Source organism: Streptomyces zhihengii (genome assembly GCF_016919245.1).
Lineage (GTDB): Bacteria > Actinomycetota > Actinomycetes > Streptomycetales > Streptomycetaceae > Streptomyces > Streptomyces zhihengii.
Genome location: NZ_JAFEJA010000001.1, coordinates 1,089,042 through 1,107,792, shown reverse-complemented (window position 1 = coordinate 1,107,792; position 18,751 = coordinate 1,089,042). Strand labels below are relative to the sequence as shown.

Below are 18,751 nucleotides of genomic sequence, written 5' to 3'. Positions count from 1 at the left end.
ATGTCTGCGACCATCGCCGCCCAGGCGGCCTACCTCGTTGCCGCGCTGCTGTTCATCCTCGCGCTGGCAGGACTCTCCAAGCACGAATCGGCACGGCTCGGCAACGCGTTCGGCATGCTCGGCATGGGCGTGGCGCTCGTCGCCTCGGTCGTGCTCGCGATCGACGGCGACGTCAGCGGCGCCGGCCTCGGCCTGATGGCCGCCGCGATGCTCACCGGCGCGGTGATCGGCCTCCAGCGGGCCCGCGGCGTCGAGATGACCGGCATGCCCGAGCTGATCGCGCTGCTGCACTCGTTCGTCGGTCTGGCCGCCGTCCTGGTGAGCTGGAACGGCTACCTCAACGTCGAGCACGACCCCGACGGCCACGAGGCCCGGGCGCTGGACGCGCTCGGCACGCTCGGCATCCACCACGCCGAGGTGTTCATCGGCCTGTTCATCGGCGCGGTGACGTTCACCGGTTCCATCGTCGCGTATCTGAAGCTGGCCGCGAAGATCGACTCCAAGCCGCTGATGCTGCCGGGCAAGAACGCCCTGAACCTCGGCTCGCTGGGCCTGTTCGTCGCCCTGACGGTCTGGTTCGTCATCACGCCCGCGCTGTGGCTGCTGATCGCCGTGACCGTCATCGCGCTGGCGCTGGGCTGGCACCTGGTGGCCTCGATCGGCGGCGGCGACATGCCCGTCGTGGTCTCGATGCTCAACAGCTACTCCGGCTGGGCCGCCGCCGCCTCCGGCTTCCTGCTCGGCAACGACCTGCTGATCGTGACCGGCGCGCTGGTCGGCTCCTCCGGCGCCTACCTGTCCTACATCATGTGCAAGGCGATGAACCGGTCCTTCCTCTCGGTCATCGCCGGCGGCTTCGGCATCGAGGCGCCGTCGTCCTCGGACGTCGACTACGGCGAGCACACCGAGATCACCGCGGCGAGCGCCGCCGAACTGCTGGGCTCGGCCCGGTCCGTGGTCATCACCCCCGGCTACGGCATGGCCGTCGCCCAGGCGCAGTACCCGGTCGCGGAGCTCACCTCGAAGCTGCGTGCGAAGGGTGTGGACGTCCGGTTCGGCATCCACCCCGTCGCCGGCCGGCTGCCCGGCCACATGAACGTGCTCCTGGCCGAGGCCAAGGTGCCGTACGACATCGTCCTCGAAATGGACGAGGTCAACGACGACTTCGCCGCCACCGACGTCGTCCTCGTGATCGGCGCCAACGACACCGTCAACCCGGCGGGCGCCGAGGACCCCAGCAGCCCCATCGCGGGCATGCCGGTGCTCACCGTCTGGGAGGCCGGCAAGGTCATCGTCTTCAAGCGCTCGATGGCCTCCGGGTACGCGGGCGTGCAGAACCCGCTCTTCTTCCGCGAGAACACCTCGATGCTCTTCGGCGACGCGAAGGCCCGGGTGGAGGACATCGTCGGCGCCCTCTGAGTGTTCCCTGCGTGTTCTCACGGCCACGCGGTGCGCGGTGCGCGACCATACGGACGCTGACACCGGGCCCGCCCGCGGTTCGCCCTCCGGCGAGCCGCGGGCGGGCCGGCCGCAGGAGAAGCAGGAACACCGAGACAGGAAGAAGGCGGACGTGTCCGGCAGTGAGAGCGAGAACCCGGTAATCCCTTCCCCGTCCCGCGCGACGACCCGGCCGAGGACCAATCGGGACTGGTGGCCGAACCAGCTCGACCTGCAGGTGCTCCACCAGCACTCGGACCGTGCCAACCCGATGCCCGCCGGATACTCCTACGCACAGGAGTTCGCGGCCCTCGACGTCGACGCGCTGAAGCGGGACGTCTTCGCGGTGATGACCGACTCCCAGGACTGGTGGCCCGCGGACTACGGCCACTACGGCCCGCTCTTCATCCGGATGAGCTGGCACTCGGCCGGCACGTACCGCATCGAGGACGGCCGGGGCGGCGGCGGGAGCGGCGCCCAGCGGTTCGCCCCGCTCAACAGCTGGCCCGACAACGCCAGCCTCGACAAGGCGCGTCGGCTGCTCTGGCCGGTGAAGCAGAAGTACGGCCGGCGGATCTCCTGGGCGGACCTGCTCGTGTTCGCCGGCAACTGCGCCCTGGAGTCCATGGGGTTCAAGACGTTCGGGTTCGGCTTCGGACGCGAGGACATCTGGGAGCCCGAGGAGATCTTCTGGGGCCCCGAGGACACCTGGCTCGGCGACGAGCGCTACAGCGGCGACCGGGAGCTCTCGGGCCCGCTCGGAGCGGTGCAGATGGGCCTCATCTACGTGAACCCGGAGGGCCCCAACGGCAACCCGGACCCGCTGGCCGCCGCCCGGGACATCCGCGAGACGTTCCGCCGGATGGCGATGAACGACGAGGAGACGGCGGCCCTCATCATCGGCGGCCACACCTTCGGCAAGTGCCACGGCGCGGTCAACGCCCAGTACATCGGCCCGGAGCCGGAGGCGTGCCCCGTCGAGGCGCAGGGCATCGGCTGGGCGAACTCCTACGGCACCGGCGCCGGCCCCCACGCCCTCACCAGCGGCCTGGAGGGCGCCTGGACCACGGCGCCGACGTCCTGGGACAACGGCTACCTGGACAACCTCTTCGGCTACGACTGGGAGCTCACCACCAGCCCGGCCGGCGCGCACCAGTGGAAGCCCGTCGACCCCGCGGCCCAGGGGACCGTGCCCGACGCGCACGACCCGTCGAAGAGCCACGCGCCGATGATGCTGACGACCGACCTCGCGCTCAAGGCGGACCCGGTCTACGCCCCGATCGCCCGGCGCTTCCACGAGAATCCGCAGGAGCTCGCCGACGCGTTCGCCAAGGCCTGGTACAAGCTGCTGCACCGCGACATGGGCCCGCTCACCCGCTACCTCGGCCCGTGGATCCCCGAGCCGCAGCTCTGGCAGGACCCGGTGCCCGAGGCCGGGCACGCAACCGTGGGCGAGGAGGACGTCGCGGCCCTCAAGCGCACCATCCTGGCCTCCGGGCTGTCCGTGTCCCAGCTCGTGTCGACCGCCTGGGCCTCGGCGGCGAGCTTCCGCGGCACCGACAAGCGGGGCGGCGCGAACGGCGCCCGGATCCGGCTGGCCCCGCAGCGCGGCTGGGAGGTCAACGACCTGCCCGGCCTCGCGGACGTGCTGCGCACCTACGAGGGGATCCAGCAGGACTTCGCCGCGGGCTCCGGCGGCAAGGGCGTCTCCCTGGCCGACCTGATCGTCCTGGGCGGCTGCGCGGGTGTCGAGCAGGCCGCGAAGGAGGCCGGTCACGAGATCACCGTCCCGTTCGCGCCGGGGCGCACGGACGCCTCGCAGGAGCAGACGGACGTGGAGTCGTTCGCCGTCCTCGAACCGCGGGCGGACGGCTTCCGCAACTACCTGCGCGCGGGGGAGAAGCTGGACGCGGAGACCCTGCTGCTGGACCGGGCCAACCTGCTGACGCTCAGCGCTCCCGAGATGACCGTGCTGGTGGGCGGCATGCGGATGCTGGACACCAACGCGGGCGGCACCGCCCACGGGGTGCTCACCCGCCGGCCCGGGGTGCTCGGCAACGACTTCTTCGTGAACCTGCTCGACCAGGGCACGGAGTGGAAGGTGGCCGGCACGGCGGAGAACGTCTACGAGGGCCGCGGCCGGGCGGACGGCGACGTCCGGTGGACCGCCACCGCCGTCGACCTCGTCTTCGGCTCCCACTCCCAGCTCCGCGCGATCGCGGAGGTCTACGCCTGCGCGGACGCGGAGGAGACCTTCGTGCGCGACTTCGTGGCCGCGTGGGACAAGGTCATGAACCTCGACCGGTTCGACCTCGCCTGAGCACGGCGGCGGGGCGCTCCCCGGCCGCGCGGGCGCGTCACCCCGGGGTGATGCGCCCGCGCCATGCGCCGGACTCGCCGCCGCGGCCCTCGATGTACTCCTTGAAGCGGCGCATGTCGCCCTTCACCCGCCGCTCGATCAGGCCGGTGGCCGCCGCGGCCTTCTCCGCGATGTCCTTCGCCTCGACGTCCATCACCAGCTCCACCCGGGTGTGGCTCTCGTCCAGGCGCTGGAAGCTGACCATCCCCTTCTGCTTCGTCTCGCCGCGGGTGGTGCGCCAGGCGATGCGCTCGTCGGCGAGCTGGTCGATGATCTCGGTGTCGAACTCCCGTGTGATGCCGCCGAGTTCCATGGTCCAGCGGTTGTGGCGGGCGTCGAGCTGCTCCACCCGCTCGACGCCTTCCATGAAGCGCGGGAACTCCTCGAACTGCGTCCACTGGTTGTAGGCGGTGCTCACCGGGACGTCGACCTCGATCGTTTCCGTCACCATGCTCATGGCCGTTGCCTCCTTCTCTGATCACCGCGCCCCGCAGGACGTCCGCGGTGCGGTCGGGCATGGAGGGGCGCGTACCCCGGTACCGGAATCCGATGCTTGTCCGGAATCCGGCGCCCGTCCCCGGCACCGTCCGCGGGCGGGCGCGGGAAACCCCCGGCACACCAGGCATTCGCCCGCCGTGCGCAGGGCAGACCCCAGGTGTTCGTCCGGAGGCGCCCCGCGCACGCTGTCCTTGGGGCGCCCCTCGCCGACCGCCCCCCACCCGCGAAGGACCCGCCCCCATGACGCAGTTGAACCGACGCCGCTTCCTCCAGCTCGCGGGCGGCGCCACCGCCCTCGGCCTGCTCTCCGAGAGCATCGCCCGCGCCGCGTCCATACCCGCCCAGGGCGCCACAGGCACCCTCCAGGACGTCGAGCACATCGTCGTGCTCATGCAGGAGAACCGTTCCTTCGACCACTACTTCGGTGCCATGAAGGGCGTCCGGGGCTTCGGCGACCCCCGCCCCGTCACCCTGCCCAGCGGCAGGAGCGTCTGGAACCAGTCCGACGGCAAGAAGATCACGCTCCCCTTCCGGCCGGCCGGCGACGACCTCGGCATGGAGTTCCTCCAGGGGCTCAACCACGACTGGGCCGGCGGCCAGAAGGCGTTCAACCGCGGACGCTACGACCAGTGGGTGCCCGCCAAGACGGCGACCACCATGGCGTACCTCACCCGCGACGACATCCCCTTCCACTACGCGCTCGCCGACGCCTTCACCGTGTGCGACGCCTACCACTGCTCCGTCATCGGCTCCACCGACCCCAACCGCTACTACCTGTGGAGCGGGCACACCGGCAACGACGGCACCGGCGGCGGGCCGGTGCTGAACAACGCCGAGGCCGGATACGGCTGGACCACCTACCCCGAGCGTCTGGAGGCCGCCGGCGTCTCCTGGAAGATCTATCAGGACATCGGCGACGGCCTCGACGCCGCCGGCTCCTGGGGCTGGATCGAGGACGCCTACCGCGGCAACTACGGCGACAACTCCCTCCTCTACTTCAACAGCTACCGGAGCGCCCGGCCCGGCACCCCCCTGTACGACAAGGCGCGCACCGGCACCGACGCCGCCGCGGGCGACGGCCTCTTCGACGTCCTGCGGGCCGACGTACGGGCCGGGCGGCTGCCCGCCGTCTCCTGGATCGCGGCACCCGAGGCGTTCTCCGAACACTCCAACTGGCCCTCCAACTACGGCGCCTGGTACATCGCGCAGGTCCTCGACGCGCTTACCGCCGACCCCGACGTCTGGGCGCGCACCGCCCTGTTCATCACCTACGACGAGAACGACGGCTTCTTCGACCACGTCGTGCCGCCCTACGCGCCCGCCGACGCCTCCCAGGGCCTGTCCACCGTGCCGACCACGCTGGACGTCCACCCCGGCTCGGCCGGCTTCACCGCCGGACCCTACGGACTCGGCCCCCGCGTCCCCATGCTCGTCGTCTCGCCCTGGAGCACCGGCGGCTACTCCTGCTCGGAGACGTTCGACCACACCTCGGTCATCCGCTTCGTGGAACGCCGCTTCGGCGTCCACGAGCCGCAGATCTCCCCCTGGCGGCGCGCCGTCTGCGGCGACCTCACCTCCGCCTTCGACTTCGCCCGCACCGGCACCGCGCCCGGACTCCCGCCCACCGACGGGTACTACCCGCCCGACCGCGAACGCCACCCCGACTTCCGGCCCACCCCGCCCGCGTCCGGCACCATGCCCCGCCAGGAGCGCGGCCGCCGGCCCACCCGGCCGCTGCGCTACGCCCCGTACGTCGACGGCGCCGCGGACACGGCGGCCGGCACCTACCGCCTCACCTTCGCCGGCGGCCCCGGCGCGGGCGCCCAGTTCCTCGTCACCTCCGCGAACCGCACCGACGCGCCCTGGACGTACACCACCGCGGCCGGGGCGTCGGTCGCCGACACCTGGAACACCCGGTACAGCAAGGGCACCACGGACCTCACCGTGCACGGCCCGAACGGCTTCCTGCGCCGCTTCCGCAACCCCGGCACGACCCCCGGCCCCGAGGTGACGGCACGTCACGACGCGGCCACCGGCGCCCTCGACCTGACCGTCACCAACCGCTCGGCCGCCGGCGCCGAGGTCACCGTCGCCGAGAACTACGGCGGCACCACCCGCCGGCTCACCGTGCCCGCGGGCGCGACGGTCCGCCACACCCTCGACCTGCGCGCGTCGGCCCACTGGTACGACGTCACCGTGACCGCCGCCGGCTCCGCCGTCTTCCTGCGCCGGTTCGCCGGCCATGTGGAGACCGGGACACCGGGCCTGTCCGACCCGGGCCTGCTCACCGACTGATCCGCGACTCCTCCCGGCCCGCCGCACGCGGCGGCCCGGGAGGGCCTCACCCCGCCCGCTCCACGGGGATCTCCGCCCACACCTGCTTGCCGCCGCTGAGCGGCACCGCGCCCCACGCCGCCGTGGTCGCCTCGACGATCAGCAGACCCCGGCCGCCGGTCGCGTCCCATTCCACCTGCGGCTTCACCGGACTGCGGGGCGAGGCGTCGGTCACCGCGACGCGCAGCCGGTCCGACGACAGGGTCAGATTCAGGCGCACCTCGCCCCGGGTGTGCGCGATGGCGTTGGTGACCAGTTCGGAGACGACCAGCAGCGCCGCGTCCGCCTCCTCGCGCACCCCCCAGGACCGCAGGGTGCGGGCCGTGAAACGCCGGGCGTGCAGCACCGCGTCCGGCAGCCGCCAGACCGTCCAGTGGGTCCGCAGCGGGCGCGAGTGGGACCCGTCGTAGCGCAGCAGGAGCACGGCCACGTCGTCGTCGCGGCCGTCGGCGGTGCCGAGCATGTCGTCCGCGACCCGGCCCGGGTCGGCGGGGTCCGCCCCGGCCAGCACCTCGCGGGCGCGCCGCATGCCGTCGTCCAGGGCGAGCTGCGACGACTCCACCAGACCGTCCGTGAACAGGGCGACCAGCGTCCCGGGACCGAGTCCGGCCTCCGTCATGGGGAACTGCGCGTCCGCCAGCACGCCCAGCGGCGGCCCGCCCTCCACCTCCAGCTCCTGCGTCACCCCGTCCGGATGCCGCAGCAGCGGCGGCAGATGACCCGCGCGCACGAAGCGGGCGATGCCCTCCTCCATGTCCAGGTCGGCGTACAGACAGGTGGCGAAGAGGTCCGTCTCCATGCCCACCAGCAGCCGGTTGGCCCGGGCGACCACCACGTCCGGCGGATGGCCCTCGACCGCGTACGCCCGCACGGCGGTGCGCATCTGCCCCATGATGGTCGCCGCGGCCGCGCTGTGGCCCTGCACATCGCCGATGACGAGCGCGACATGGCCCTCGCCGAGCGGGATCACGTCGTACCAGTCGCCGCCCACCTCCAGGCCGCGGGTCGCCGGCAGATAGCGGGCCACGGCCACCCCGCCCGGCAGCTCGGGCAGCTTCCGCGGCAGCAGGCTGCGCTGGAGCATGGTCGCCAGCTCGTGCCCCGCGTCCAGCGCGTGCGCCCGGGTCAGCGCCTGGCCCACCAGGCCGGCGACGGCCGTGAGCAGCGAGCGTTCCTCCGGGGCGAACGAGTGCGGGGTGTCCCAGCCCACCAGGCACACCCCGACCATCCGGCCCTCGGCCGGCAGCGGCAGTACGGCCAGACCGCCGGGGCCGATGCCGGCGAGGTTGTCCTCCAGGCCCGCCCCGGACGGCCACAGGCTCAGATGCCCGTGCCGCATGGCGTTCTGAAGGGTCGGCAGGGCGTGGTACGAGGCGTCCGGCCACTCCGAGCGCCACTCCGACTGCCAGGCCGGGGGCCAGGCGTGATGGTCCGGCGGGTCGAGGACGGTGACGAACAGCCGTTCCGCCTTCAGTTCGGCCAGCGCGATCCGGCTCGCCCGCAGCGGTTCCCGCAGCGCCGCCACCACCAGCCGGCTGACCTCGCGCACGGTCGTGGCACCGGCCAGCCGCGCCGCCAGGTCCTGCACGACCGCGACCTCGTCGGCGGTCGGACGCAGATAGGCGGCGTCGGCGACGACGCCGAGTATGCGCTCGGGGGTGCCGTCCGGGCCGAAGCGCAGCCGGCACCGCAGCCCCAGCCAGCGCAGCTCCCCGCCCGGCAGCCGGACCCGGAACGCGAGCTGACCCCCGCCGGCCGACATCCGGCCCGGCTCCAGGATCTGCATCAGCGCGGGCACGTCGTCCGGCACCGCGCACGCCAGCAGGGACTCCACCCGCCCGTCGAAGCCCGCCGCCTGCAGCCCGAACAGCGACAGCGTCCGCTCGTCGGCCACCAGTGAGCCGCTGTCGAGCGCCAGCGTGAACGCGCCCCCGTGCCGGGGCACCAGCGACCGGCCGAGCGCGGGCGCGCCCCGGAGACCGGCCGCGCGGCCGGCGGCCGACTCCAGACCGGCCGCCACCTGGTCGGCGTACAGCTCCAGCAGCCCGCGCCGGTCGGCGTCGAAACCCGCGCCCACGGCACCCGCCACCAGCAGGCAGCCCAGCGCGGTGGCCCCGCCGCCCAGCGGCAGCGCGCCCAGCGAGTAGCCGGCCGGCCAGGACCCGCCCAGATGCCCCGTCGCGCTGCCCGCGAGCTCCGCGTCGTACGCGGCGAGCTCCCGGGGCGCCAGCCACAGCGGCCGGTCCGTGCGGAACGCGTCGGTGGCGGGGGAGCGGCCGGCGACCGCGACGGCGGAGGGCAGCCCGTAGGTGCCGCCGCCGTCGCCCGCGACCTCCGCCAGACGCAGCTCGTCGTCGCCGTCGGCGAGTACGTAGACAGCGGCCAGCTCGGCCCCGCAGAACGCAAAGTCGTGCCTGGTCAAGTGTGTACCGCCTCCGTACGCGCACAGGCGTCGCCTCACTCCCCATGCTGCCGTCCCCCGTGGTGCGGCAGCCAGTGCGGAGAAGGTGATGATGCCCGGTGAAGCGGCCCCCGTCAGCCCCCGCACCGCAAACGCCGGGTGTGTCAGCGTATGTCGGCACAGACGGGCCACGGCTCACCCGCCCGCCGTCACACGGAGTGACCCCGCTGCCGCGCGCTGTCGCCGCCGTGCAGCACGGTCAGCAGCCGTGCCACCTCCGAGGCCATCGCCTCGCGCGCGGGCCCCAGATACCTGCGCGGGTCGGACAGCCGCTCGTCGGCGGCCAGCGCCGACCGGGCCGCGCCGGTGAACGTCCGGTTCAGATGCGTCGAGATGTTGATCTTCCGCATGCCGGCGGCCACCGCCCGGACCAGACCCGCGTCGTCGACCCCCGACGAGCCGTGCAGCACCAGCGGCACCGGCACCGCCTCGCGCAGCGCGGCGATCAGCGCGTAGTCGAGCGCCGCGTCCCGCGTCGCCATGGCGTGCGAGCTGCCGACCGCCACGGCCAGCGCGTCGACCCCGGTGGCCGCCGTGTACGCGCGCGCCTCCCCGGGGTCGGTGCGCACGCCCGGGGCGTGGGCGCCGTCCTTGCCGCCGATCTCGCCCAGCTCCGCCTCGACGTGCACCCCGTGCTCGTGACAGTGGGCGGTGACCTTGCGGGTGGCCGCCACGTTCTCCTCGTACGGCAGCTTCGACGCGTCGAACATCACCGAGGTGAAGCCCAGCTCGACCGCCTCCCGCACCAGCTCGGCGGACTCGGCGTGGTCCAGGTGCACGGCCACCGGGACGCCGGCGGCGCGCGCCAGCGCCAGTGTGGCCAGGCCGATCGGCGCGAGCGAGCCGTGGTAGCGCACGGTGTTCTCGCTGATCTGCGCGATCACCGGCAGCCCGGCCGTCTCGGCGCCCGTGACGATGGCCTCGGCGTGTTCGAGCTGCACCACGTTGAACGCGCCGATGCCGGTGCCCGCTTCGGCGGCGGCGCGGACGAGGGAGTCAGTGGACGTGAGGGGCATCGGGTTCCTCCAGCGGGACGAGTGTGACGGTCGTACGGAAACGTCGGTGGACGGACGCGTCCACGTCGCCGGCCACCGGAGCCACGACGGCCGCGGCCGACAGGGCCACCGCTTCGCACAGAGTCCGGTGCCAGGGCGCGCCGGCCGCGAGGCCGGCGGCGAGAGCGGCCACGCACGCGTCGCCCGCGCCCGTGGGGTTGCCGGACAGCGGCCGGGGCGGCACGGCCCGCCAGACGCCGTCGGGCGTGTGCGCGAGCAGGCCGTCCGGCCCGAGCGAGGCCACCACCGCCCCCGCGCCGCGCTCGCGCAGCTCGGCCGCCGCCCGGTGCGCGTCGTCGTGGCCGGTGACGGCCGCCAGTTCGGCGGCGTTCGGCTTCACCACGTCGGGGCGCGCGTCGAGCGCGGCGAGCAGCGGCGGGCCGCTCGTGTCGACGACCGTGCGGGCCCCCGCGGCGGCGGCCGTCCGCACCAGCTCCGCGTACGTGCCGGGCCCCAGCCCCGGCGGCAGGCTCCCGGAGAGCACCACCACGTCGGCGCCCCGCGCCAGGCGGGCGTAGTGCGCCGTGAAGGCGTCCCACTCGGCGGGCCCGATGCGCGGCCCGGCCGGATTGAGCACGGTGGCGTCGCCGTCCTCGCGGGAGACGACGGTCAGGGTGCGCCGTGAATCGCCGGAGACGGGGACGAGTTCGTCGCGCAGCCCCGCCGCCCGCAGGTCCGCGCGGATCAGCCGCCCGGTCGGGCCGCCCGCCAGACCGGTGACCGCGGTGGCGTGACCGAGCGACGCCAGGACACGGGAGACGTTGATCCCCTTGCCGCCCGCGCGTTCACGGACCTGGTCCACCCGGTGCGAGGCGCGCGGCACCAGCCGGTCCACCGTCCAGGTCACGTCGAGCGCCGCGTTCGGTGTCACGGTGAGGATCACGCCGCCACCGCCCCCGCGTCCGCGCGGCGCCACGCGAGCACCCCCGCGCCGACGCACCCCGCCCGGTCGCCGAACGCCGCGCCGGTCACGGCCGGCGGCCGCTGGAACGTCAGACGCCGGGCCAGCCCCTCCCGCACCGGGTCCAGCAGCAGTCCGCCCGCCCGGGCCAGCCCGCCGCCGAGCACGATCAGCTCGGTGCCCAACAGCGTCGTCGCCGTGGCGAGCGCCCCCGCCAGCGCGTCGGCGGCCCGCTCCCACACCTCCCGGGCGACCCGGTCGCCCCGCGCGACCAGCGCCGCGACGGCGGCGGCGCCGTCGACGGCCCGCCCCGAGCGCGCGGTGTACGCGGCCGCCACGGCGGCGGCCGAGGCCACGGTCTCCAGACAGCCCCGCCCGCCGCAGGCGCACCGCGCCCCGCCCGGTTCGACCACCACATGCCCCAGTTCGCCCGCGTGACCGCCCGCCGACACCACCCGGCCGTCGCCGACCACGGCGGAGGCGACGCCGGTGCCGAGGGCGACGAACAGCACGTCGCGCGCCCCGCGCCCGGCTCCGGCGACGGTCTCCGCGAGGGAGCCGGCGCGCACGTCGTGCCCGAGGGCGACGGGCCCTCGGGTGCGCTCCTCCAGCAGGGCGGCGAGCGGCAGGTCGCGCCAGCCGATGTTGACCGCGCGCACCGCCCGGCCCGCCGCCTCGTCGACGATGCCGGGCACGACGACGCCCGCGGCGCGCACCGGCAGTCCGCGATCCCGGGCGAGCCCGTGGAGCGCGTCCAGCGCGGCGGCGATCTCCTCGACCACCGCGTCCGGTCCCGCGGCGCGCGGGGTGGGGCGCCGCAGGACCGATGCGGCGCGCAGGCCGCGGTCGAGCACCGCGCCCTTCATCCCCGTCCCGCCGACGTCGAGGGCGAGGACGCAGCCGGGGCCGGTCACCGGATCACTCGTGGCGGCCGCCGGGGGCGGGGAAGGGGGCACGATGCTGAACTCCTCTGCGGGGAACGGGCCGTGCGGCGCCGGTCGCGGGATCACTTCACCGACCCGGCGGTGAGTCCGGAGACCACATGGCGCTCGATGAAGGCGAACAGGACGACGACGGGCACGATGGCGATGACCGACGCGGCGAACAGATAGTTCCACTGGACGGTGTAGTTGCCGATGAAGCTGTTGATGCCCACGGTCAGCGGCTGGCTCTCGGGGACGGTGGACAGGGTGAGACCCATGACGAACTCGTTCCACGCGGCGATGAAGGTGAAGATGACCGCGGTCACCACGCCGGGCAGCGCGAGCGGCAGCACCACCCGCAGCAGCGCGCCCCTCCTGCCCAGGCCGTCGATCATCGCCGCCTCCTCCAGCTGCACCGGGATCGCCGATATGTACGCGGTCAGGATCCAGATGGCGAACGCCAGGTTGAAGGCGGCGTTGCACAGGATCAGCGTCCACACCGAGTTGAGCATGTCGAGCTGGTAGAACTCGCGGTACAGGCCCACCAGCAGCGATGTCGGCTGGAACATCTGGGTGACCAGGACGAGCAGCAGGAACAGCTTCCGCCCCCGGTACCTCACCCGCGCCGTGTAGTACGCGGCGGGCAGGGCCACCAGCAGCACCAGCAGGGTGGAACCGCCGGCCACCAGCAGGGTGACACGCAGATTGGCCCCGAGGTGGGAGTCACGCCACACGTCGACGAAGTTGGACCAGGCGAAATCGCCCGGCAGATAGGTCGCGTCGCGCAGTTCGTCCGCCGGCCGCAGCGCGGTGATCACCATCTCGGCGTACGGCAGCAGGAACACGGCGGCGATCAGCCACGCCAGCGAGGCGACGAGCACCGTCCGCGGGCGCAGCGAGCGCCGGGGCGCGCGGGGCGGGGGAGGGGTGGCGCCGGCGCGCGGCCGGGCCACCGGGCGCGCGGCGTACGTCTGCTGGGCCATCAGGACTCCTCCTTGTTCCACCGGCTGACCTTGAGGAAGAGCACGACCATCACCAGCACCAGGGCGAAGTTGACCACGGACATGGCGGCCGACTCGCCGATGTCGGAGCTCTTGAGCTGGTACATGAACACGGTGGTGGTGGCGGTGTCGCTGTCCGGGCCGCCGCGGGTCATGCCCCAGATGACGGGGAACGAGTTGAAGACGTTGATCAGGTTGATGACCACGCCCACCAGGAACGCGGGCCGCAGCAGGGGCAGGGTGATGCGCCAGTAGGTCTGCGCGGTGCCGGCGCCGTCGACCTTCGCCGCCTCGTACACCTCGCCGGGCACCGTCTGCAGCCCGGCCAGCAGGGTGTACGTGGTGAACGGCAGCGAGACGAAGACGGCGACGAACATCATCCAGGGCCAGGCCGTGGACGGGTCGCCCAGCCAGTCCCGGGGGCCGTCGATCAGACCGAGGTCGGCCATCAGGGTGTTGAGCACGCCGGCGGTCCGGTCGAGCATCCACTTGAAGCCGATGGCCGTCATCAGCACCGACGCCGCCCAGGGCGCGATGAGGGCCCAGCGGGTCACCCGCCGCCCGGGGAAACGCTGGTTGAAGAGCTGGGCGAGGGCGAGCGAGACCAGCATCGTCAGGCCGACCACGACCACGGTCCACACGACCGTGGAGACGAGCACCGAGGGCAGCGCGGACTCGTCGAAGAGCTTGCGGTACTTGTCGAGACCGGCCGAGCCGCGGACGAATCCGCTGACGCTGATCCGCAGGAACGAGGTGCGGACCATCTCGTAGACGGGCCACACCACGACCAGCAGGATCAGCAGCACGGCCGGGCCGATCCAGGGCAGCGGGCCGAGCCGGCCGGGGCCACCGCTCCGGCCGGAGCGGCGAAGGGGGGTGGAGGAGGACACGCGGATGCCTTTCGGGGCGGGTGCCGTGGGGGACGGGGGCCGGGTCAGCGGTCGGCCGCCGCGTCCTCGGCCTTCTTCTGCAGCTCGCCGAGGACCTTCTCGGCGTCCCCGCCGACCGCGGTGCCGCCGCTCTTCTTGATCTCGGCCGAGACGGCGTCCCAGGACGTGTCGCCCAGCGGGTAGAAGGCGGCCTTCGGCAGCAGCTCGAAGAACGGCTCCAGGTCCTTGTGGCGGCCGTTGCCCGTCATCTCCGCGAGGGTGTCCTTCGTGACCGGCATCAGGTTGTACGTCTCGTCGAACTTCAGCGTGTTCTCCTTGTCGTACGCGAAGTCGAGGAACGCCCTGATCTCCTCCTGGTGCCCGCGGTCCTTGAACGCCATCATCCAGTCGGCCACCCCGAGGGTGGACTCCAGCGCGCCCGTCCTGCCGGGTATCGGCGCGACGCCGTAGTCGACCTTGCCGTCCTTGGACATCTGGATCAGGGAGGGGTGGCCGTTGAGCATGCCGGCCTTGCCGGCGGCGAAGTCCGCGAACGCGGTCTTGCGGTCGGTGGCGGCCGGGTTGGCGTAGGTCAGACCGGGTTCGACCAGGTTCGACCGCAGCCAGTCGAAGGTCTCCACGTTCGCCTTGCTGTCCAGGGTGTACGCGCCCTTGGCGTCGGTGAACCCGCCGCCGTTGCCGAGCTCCCAGATCAGCGTCTCGCCCTGGGCCTCCTCCGGGCCGAGCGGCAGGGCGTAGGGCGTGACGCCCGGCACCTCGGCCTTGATCCTCTCGGCGGCCGCCTTCACCTCGTCCCAGGTCTTCGGCGCCTCGGTGATGCCCGCCTTCGCGAACACGTCCTTGTTCCAGAACAGCGCCCGGGCGGAGGAGACGAAGGGGATGCCGTACTGGACGCCGTCGACCTCGCCCGCCGTCGCGAAGGTGTCGATGAGGTTGGCCCGGGTGCTCTCCGAGAGGACGTCCTCGGCCTTGTACAGCAGGTCGTCCGCGACCTTGTCGGCGAAGCCGCCGGTCTGGAGCACGTCCGGCAGGTTGCCGCTCTGGATCATGGTCTTCACCTGGGCGTCGATGTCGTTCCAGTTGATGACCTGGACGTCGACCTCGATCTTCGGGTTCGCGGCGGTGAAGCGCTGCGCCACGTCCTGCCAGTAGCGGGTGGAGCTGTTGGACGCCTTGTCGCCGTAGTCCGCCGCGACCAGCTTGAGCGTCACCGTGCCGTCGGCGGAGGTGCCGTCGCCGCTGCCGCCGCCGCACGCCGTGAGGACCAGGGCCCCGGCCACACCGGCCGCCGCGAGGCCGAGCATTCGCTTCTTCACTGCCGTCTACCGCCTTCGAGTGCTTCGAATGCATGAAGCTGCGCATACTGCGGTCTTTTCGAGCAGTTGCGAGCATGTGTCGTGCCGCGCAGTATTCAGCAGGTGGCACGCCCCGGTCCAGGGGCTGTTATGGGACTGTTGCCGAGAATCGGGACAACTGCATGCGGTTACCTGCGCACGCATGGCGGGTTACGATCAGATTCATGCAAGGTGCGGACCCTCGATCCGGGCGAGGGGCGCCGTCGCCTAGCGTGTCGGTGCGCAGCCCGAAGCCTGAAGGAGTCCCGCCATGTCCAAGCACGAGCGGTGGAACGCACTGCTGGAACTGCTCGCAGCCGACGGCAGGGTGGACGTCGAGGACGCCGCGGGCACCCTGGAGGTCTCCCCGGCCACCATCCGCCGCGACCTGGACGAACTGGCCGCCCAGCAGATGCTCGTCCGCACCCGCGGCGGGGCCATCGCCCACGGCGTCTCCTACGAACTGCCGCTGCGGTACAAGTCGTCCCGGCACGCCTCGGAGAAACAGCGCATCGCCTCGGCCGTCGCCGAACTCATCGGCGAGGGCGAGGTCGTGGGGCTCAACGGCGGCACCACCACCACCGAGGTCGCCCGCGCACTCGCCCTGCGCGCCGGCGGCACCCGGCGCGACGCCCCCGACACCGGCGCGCCGCTCCTCACCGTGGTCACCAACGCCCTCAACATCGCCGGTGAACTGGCCGTCCGCCCGCAGATCAAGATCGTCGTCACCGGCGGGGTCGCCCGCCCCCAGACCTACGAACTCGTCGGCCCGCTCACCGTCGGCGTCCTCAACGAGGTCGTGCTGGACGTCGCCGTGCTCGGCGTCGACGGCATCGACCCCGAGCTCGGCGTGATGACCCACCAGGAGGACGAGGCGAGCATCAGCCGCCTGTTCGCCGAACGCGCCCAGCGCGTCATCCTCGTCACCGACTCCTCGAAGATGGGGAAGCGGGCCTTCGCCCGGATCTGCGGGCTCGACGCCATCGACGTCGTGGTGACCGACTCCTCCATCCCCGCGGAGGTCGCGGAGGGACTGGCGGACGCGGGGATCAAGGTGGTCGCGGTCTGAGCCCTGCGCGCACCCGCGGGGGGCTCCCGCCGGGGGCGCGGGACGGGGCCCGGGCCGACGGCGCGAGCGGTGCGGGGGAGGCGTGAACGGTGCCGGGGCGACGGGCCGTGAGGCGTGCGCGGCGCGGGGCGCCCGGCCGGAAGGCCGTACGGTGCGGGCCGACCGTGACGGCACCGTCCCCGGAGGCGCCCGTTCGCGTCTACTCTTCCGTCAGTTCGTCTGTGCGGAAGGGGAGTTGAGGGATGACGCGATCGCAGCCCCGGTCGGGCGGCCCCGCGCAGGGCGGTGACCGTCATCGCGTGCCCGCCGCCGCCCCGGCGGCCTTGCACGGCGGGGTGTGCCGGTGAGCGGCACCGCCGGGACCGCTCCGGGGCCGCACGACCCCCGGGACATCGGGCCCTACCGCATTCTTTCCGTCCTCGGCACGGGAGGGATGGGCAGGGTCTACCTGGGCCGCTCGCGCACCGGTCGGCTGGCGGCGGTCAAGGTGGTCCGTTCCGAACTTGCAGCCGACGCCGGATACCGGCGTCGGTTCGCCCGTGAAGTGAGTGCCGCCCGGCGGGTCGGTGGAGAGTTCACCGCGCACGTGATCGACTCGGCCGTCGAGGGGGACCTCCTCTGGCTGGCCACCGCCTATGTCCGCGGGCCCTCGCTGTACGACGAGATGCGACGGCAAGGACCGCTCGCGGCGAACGACACGGCCCTGCTCGGCGCGGCACTGGCCGAGGCACTCTGTGCCATCCACGACGCGGGCCTCGTCCACCGAGACCTGAAGCCGTCCAACGTGCTGCTTGCCGCGGACGGCCCCCGCGTCATCGACTTCGGAATCGCACTCGCGGCGGACAGCACTGCTCTGACGGACACCGCTCTCATGGTCGGCACACCCGGCTACATGGCACCCGAAGTGCTGCGTTCGGGTGTCGTGTCCAGTGCCGCGGACGTCTTCGCGCTGGGGGCGGTCTTGGTGTTCGCATCGACCGGCGCCGGGCCGTTCGGTACGGGCGCTGCCCTCGCGGTGAACCATCGGGCCGCCTATGAGGAACCCGATCTGGGGGCCGTTCCGGCAGCCCTCCTGCCCGTCGTACGCGCCTGTCTCGCCAAGGACCCGGAGCTCCGGCCGGCGCCCGCCCGCCTCGTGGAACTCCTGGGTGAGCAGCGAACGCAGGCGGCCCCTCTCGCCCCCTCGTCGTCCGGCGACCGACGGTCAACGGCGGATCGAACGGATGTCCCGCACGACGGCGTACCGCGGGCCGTGGACCCCGACACCGTCACTGCAGCACCCGTGAAGTCGCCCTCGCACCCTCCCACGCAGCCGGCCCGCCGTGGCTTCACGCGTTCAGTCCGAGTCGATCTGGCGCGTCCCGTCGCCCCGCACGGCGCGACGCGCCGTACGCCGTCCCACCCCGCGCGCCGAACCCTCCTGACGGGCGCTCTGTCGCTCGCTCTGGGCGGTGCGGCCTACGGCGGCTACCGGTATGTCAGCGACCCGCCTGATCGTCAGCGCTGGCGGCGGCACTTCGTCAACGACCACACCGGCAACAACGTGGGCATACCGGTGCCCGCCGGGAGGGCTGTGTACGTCGACACGTCGGAAGGCATGAAGGCGCTCGACGCCAGGAACGGCAGCACCCTGTGGACCGCGGACCCGCCCGATGGCCGCCCCTCGGTATACCAGCGGACGCTGTACGCGGCGGGCACGTCGGTGTTCCAGGACGGCCATGAATCTCCCCTGGTGGTGAGGGCCGCAGACTCGGGGGACCTGCTGTGGGAGACGGACGGCCCGAGCACTCTGCTCGTGGCCTCCGAGGACCTGCTGCTCGTCACCCGCGACGGACGACTGCGGCGTCTGGACCCGGGGACGGGCCGACAAGTCTGGTCGGTCCGGGCCGATGCGCTCTCGGCCGTGACCGGGGACGGAATGGCTGCCGTCGCGACCAGGACCGGGCTCATGGCGTTCGACGCCGAGACCGGCCGGGCGCTGTGGTCCCGTGAGCAGAAGGGCTGGGGGTTGCCGTCGCTCGGGCGGCGTGCGCTGTACGCCGCGGGCCGGGAAGGGGTCGCTGCGTTCGACCCCGGCAGCGGGGAACGTCGCTGGATCACGGGCGCGACCCCCGTCGCGGCCCCACCCGTCGAGGCCGGAGGCCTTCTGTACGTCGGCACCCACGGCCACAGCGTGTACGCACTCGAGACGGGTAGCGGCCTCGTCAGATGGAAACAGGACTCTCCGGAGGCGCAGTCCTACCGGACCAGTCCCGTGGTCGCCGGGTCCACGGTGTACATCGCTGAGAACGTCGGGGACAACGTCGGTGAGACGGCCCGCATGCTCGCGCTCGCCTCGGATTCGGGCGAGGTGCGCTGGACTCACCCCATAGGGGACGGGTCGCGGGCCGGTGTCGCGTACAGCGACGGCGTCGTGTTCGTGTCCACCGACGACGGCGAGGTCCTCGCTCTCTCCGCCTGACGCGCCCGTCGGTCTGGTCGTGGCGGCG

Annotated in this window: 13 protein-coding genes; 5 read left to right on the top strand and 8 right to left on the bottom strand. The window is 73.0% G+C overall.

Features of this window, described 5'->3' with window-relative positions:
- Positions 1-1,419 (top strand): Re/Si-specific NAD(P)(+) transhydrogenase subunit beta, encoded by a 1,419-nt coding sequence (gene pntB, locus JE024_RS04635; RefSeq protein WP_205372348.1) that lies wholly within the window; start codon positions 1-3, stop codon positions 1,417-1,419.
- A gap of 151 nt (positions 1,420-1,570) precedes the next feature.
- A complete protein-coding gene (katG, locus tag JE024_RS04630; RefSeq protein ID WP_205372347.1) occupies positions 1,571-3,757 on the top strand; it encodes a catalase/peroxidase HPI in 2,187 nt (728 codons plus the stop codon).
- A 37-nt stretch (positions 3,758-3,794) separates the two neighbouring features.
- On the opposite strand, the gene JE024_RS04625 is transcribed toward katG, so the two are convergent.
- A complete protein-coding gene (locus tag JE024_RS04625; protein ID WP_205372346.1) occupies positions 3,795-4,253 on the bottom strand; it encodes an SRPBCC family protein in 459 nt (152 codons plus the stop codon).
- Between the two features lie 281 nt (positions 4,254-4,534).
- Between JE024_RS04625 and JE024_RS04620 the strand changes: the two genes are divergently transcribed.
- A complete protein-coding gene (locus JE024_RS04620) occupies positions 4,535-6,589 on the top strand; it encodes a phosphocholine-specific phospholipase C (protein WP_205372345.1) in 2,055 nt (684 codons plus the stop codon).
- A gap of 46 nt (positions 6,590-6,635) precedes the next feature.
- On the opposite strand, the gene JE024_RS04615 is transcribed toward JE024_RS04620, so the two are convergent.
- The 7 genes from JE024_RS04615 to JE024_RS04585 all read right to left on the bottom strand — a co-directional run bounded on the left by JE024_RS04615 (position 6,636) and on the right by JE024_RS04585 (position 15,175).
- Positions 6,636-9,050 carry a SpoIIE family protein phosphatase gene (locus JE024_RS04615; protein ID WP_205372344.1) on the bottom strand — a complete coding sequence of 805 codons (2,415 nt, stop codon included), beginning with the start codon at positions 9,048-9,050 and terminating at the stop codon, positions 6,636-6,638.
- 188 nt (positions 9,051-9,238) lie between these two features.
- On the bottom strand, positions 9,239-10,105 hold the full coding sequence (locus JE024_RS04610; RefSeq protein WP_205372343.1) for a class II fructose-bisphosphate aldolase: 867 nt from the start codon (positions 10,103-10,105) through the stop codon (positions 9,239-9,241).
- Entirely contained in the window at positions 10,086-11,027 is a 942-nt protein-coding gene (locus JE024_RS04605) for a 1-phosphofructokinase family hexose kinase (RefSeq protein WP_205372342.1), read from the bottom strand. Before JE024_RS04605 ends, JE024_RS04610 begins: the two co-directional genes overlap by 20 nt.
- Positions 11,024-12,001, bottom strand: coding sequence for an ROK family protein (locus JE024_RS04600; RefSeq protein ID WP_280521543.1), 978 nt, complete (start codon positions 11,999-12,001; stop codon positions 11,024-11,026). Before JE024_RS04600 ends, JE024_RS04605 begins: the two co-directional genes overlap by 4 nt.
- A 50-nt stretch (positions 12,002-12,051) precedes the next feature.
- Positions 12,052-12,951 (bottom strand): carbohydrate ABC transporter permease, encoded by a 900-nt coding sequence (locus JE024_RS04595; RefSeq protein ID WP_205372341.1) that lies wholly within the window; start codon positions 12,949-12,951, stop codon positions 12,052-12,054.
- A complete protein-coding gene (locus JE024_RS04590) occupies positions 12,951-13,859 on the bottom strand; it encodes a carbohydrate ABC transporter permease (RefSeq protein WP_244882589.1) in 909 nt (302 codons plus the stop codon). The genes JE024_RS04595 and JE024_RS04590 overlap by 1 nt, the downstream gene beginning before the upstream one ends.
- A gap of 44 nt (positions 13,860-13,903) precedes the next feature.
- Positions 13,904-15,175: an extracellular solute-binding protein gene (locus JE024_RS04585; RefSeq protein WP_443742864.1), complete on the bottom strand. Its 1,272-nt coding sequence runs from the start codon at positions 15,173-15,175 to the stop codon at positions 13,904-13,906.
- A gap of 289 nt (positions 15,176-15,464) precedes the next feature.
- On the opposite strand from JE024_RS04585, the gene JE024_RS04580 reads away from it, so the two are divergent.
- Together JE024_RS04580 and JE024_RS04575 are read left to right on the top strand one after the other, a co-directional pair.
- Positions 15,465-16,262, top strand: coding sequence for a DeoR/GlpR family DNA-binding transcription regulator (locus tag JE024_RS04580; protein WP_205372340.1), 798 nt, complete (start codon positions 15,465-15,467; stop codon positions 16,260-16,262).
- Positions 16,263-16,605: 343 nt separating this feature from the next.
- On the top strand, positions 16,606-18,723 hold the full coding sequence (locus JE024_RS04575) for a serine/threonine-protein kinase (RefSeq protein ID WP_205372339.1): 2,118 nt from the start codon (positions 16,606-16,608) through the stop codon (positions 18,721-18,723).
- Positions 18,724-18,751 lie beyond the last annotated feature (28 nt).

Coding starts and splice junctions, on each gene's coding strand:
- JE024_RS04625 (WP_205372346.1), bottom strand. CDS start 4,253: ATGAGCATGGTGACGGAAACGATCGAGGTCGACGTCCCGGTGAGCACC.
- JE024_RS04610 (WP_205372343.1), bottom strand. CDS start 10,105: ATGCCCCTCACGTCCACTGACTCCCTCGTCCGCGCCGCCGCCGAAGCG.
- JE024_RS04595 (WP_205372341.1), bottom strand. CDS start 12,951: ATGGCCCAGCAGACGTACGCCGCGCGCCCGGTGGCCCGGCCGCGCGCC.
- JE024_RS04580 (WP_205372340.1), top strand. CDS start 15,465: ATGTCCAAGCACGAGCGGTGGAACGCACTGCTGGAACTGCTCGCAGCC.
- JE024_RS04620 (WP_205372345.1), top strand. CDS start 4,535: ATGACGCAGTTGAACCGACGCCGCTTCCTCCAGCTCGCGGGCGGCGCC.
- pntB (WP_205372348.1), top strand. CDS start 1: ATGTCTGCGACCATCGCCGCCCAGGCGGCCTACCTCGTTGCCGCGCTG.